Annotated in this window: 1 protein-coding gene; it reads left to right on the top strand. The window is 66.0% G+C overall.

Features of this window, described 5'->3' with window-relative positions:
* Nucleotide 1: 1 nt before the first annotated feature.
* Nucleotides 2–1,485: cytochrome bc1 complex cytochrome b subunit (gene qcrB, locus FCN22_RS21425; RefSeq protein ID WP_137123591.1), on the top strand; the 1,484-nt coding region annotated here is incomplete at its 3' end.

Raw genomic sequence — 1,485 nt, 5'->3', positions numbered from 1 at the left:
GATGAGCACCTCGAGCATTCCCAAGGGCGCGGCAGGGCTGCGCGCCAGTGACCAAGCGGCCCGGCCGGCTGCGGGTGGTCCCGCGGCCAGACTGGGCGGTGTAGCCGGTTGGTTCGATGACCGCACGGGCGGGGCCAAGGGTGTCCGGCACCTGATGCAGAAGGTCTTCCCCGACCACTGGTCGTTCATGCTCGGTGAGATCGCGATGTACTCGCTGATCATCCTGCTGGTCACCGGGACGTTCCTGTCCTTCTGGTTCGTGCCCAGCATGCACGAGGTCACCTACCACGGGTCCTACGCCCCGTTGCAGGACATCCAGATGAGCGAGGCCTACCGCTCCACGCTGGACATCTCCTTCGACATCCGTGGGGGCCTGCTGATCCGGCAGATCCACCACTGGTCGGCGCTGCTGTTCCTGGTGGCGATCACGGTGCACATGTTCCGGGTCTTCTTCACCGGCGCGTTCCGCAAGCCCCGTGAGCTGAACTGGGTCATCGGCGTCAGCCTGGCGTTCATGGCCACGATGGAGGGCTTCGCCGGGTACTCGCTGCCGGACGACCTGCTCTCCGGCACCGGCCTGCGCATCGCCGAGGGGTTCATGCAGTCCATCCCGGTGATCGGCAGCTACGTGCCGTTCCTGCTGTTCGGTGGGCCGTTCCCGGGTGAGGACATCGTCCCGCGGCTCTACATGATCCACATCCTGCTGCTGCCGGCGATCATCGTCGGTCTGTTCACGGCGCACATCCTGTTGGTCATGGTGCAAAAGCACACCCAGTACCCCGGACCGGGCCGCACCAACAGGAACGTGGTGGGCTACCCGTTGATGCCGGTCTACACCGCCAAGGCGGGCGGCTTCTTCTTCATCGTCTTCGGGGTGACGGCCCTGCTCGCGGCGCTGGTGACGATCAACCCGATCTGGTCCTACGGGCCCTACTCCCCCACCCAGATCAGCGCCGGCTCACAACCCGACTGGTACATGCTCTTCGCCGAGGGCGCGCTGCGCCTGATGCCACCTATCGAGTTCGCCTTCTGGGGCATCACCCTGTCCCTCAACGTGTTCATCCCGGGAGTCGCGCTGCTGGGTGCGCTCTTCACCATCGCCGGCATCTATCCCTTCATCGAGAAGCACGTGACCGGCGACGAGCGGGAGCACCACGTCCTGGACCGCCCGCGCAACGCCCCCACCCGGACCGGTCTCGGCGTCATGGCCATCACGTTCTACGTGCTCCTGGTCCTCGGCGGGAGCAACGACATCCTCGCCGACAAGCTCCAACTGTCGATCAACGACATCACCAACATCATCCGCGTGCTGGTGATCGTCGGCCCGCCGATCGCGTTCTGGGTGACCAAACGCGTCTGCCTGAGCCTGCAGCGGCGCGACCGCGAGCTGGTGCTGCACGGGCGCGAAACCGGTCGGATCGTGCGCACCGCCGACGGGAAGTTCTTCGAGGCGCACGAGCCGCTGGACGAGTACACCCGCTGGCC

The organism is Segeticoccus rhizosphaerae (assembly GCF_005222685.1).
Lineage (GTDB): Bacteria > Actinomycetota > Actinomycetes > Actinomycetales > Dermatophilaceae > Segeticoccus > Segeticoccus rhizosphaerae.
Note: the sequence above shows the minus strand (reverse complement) of the source record. Positions and strands in the feature narration are given on the sequence as shown.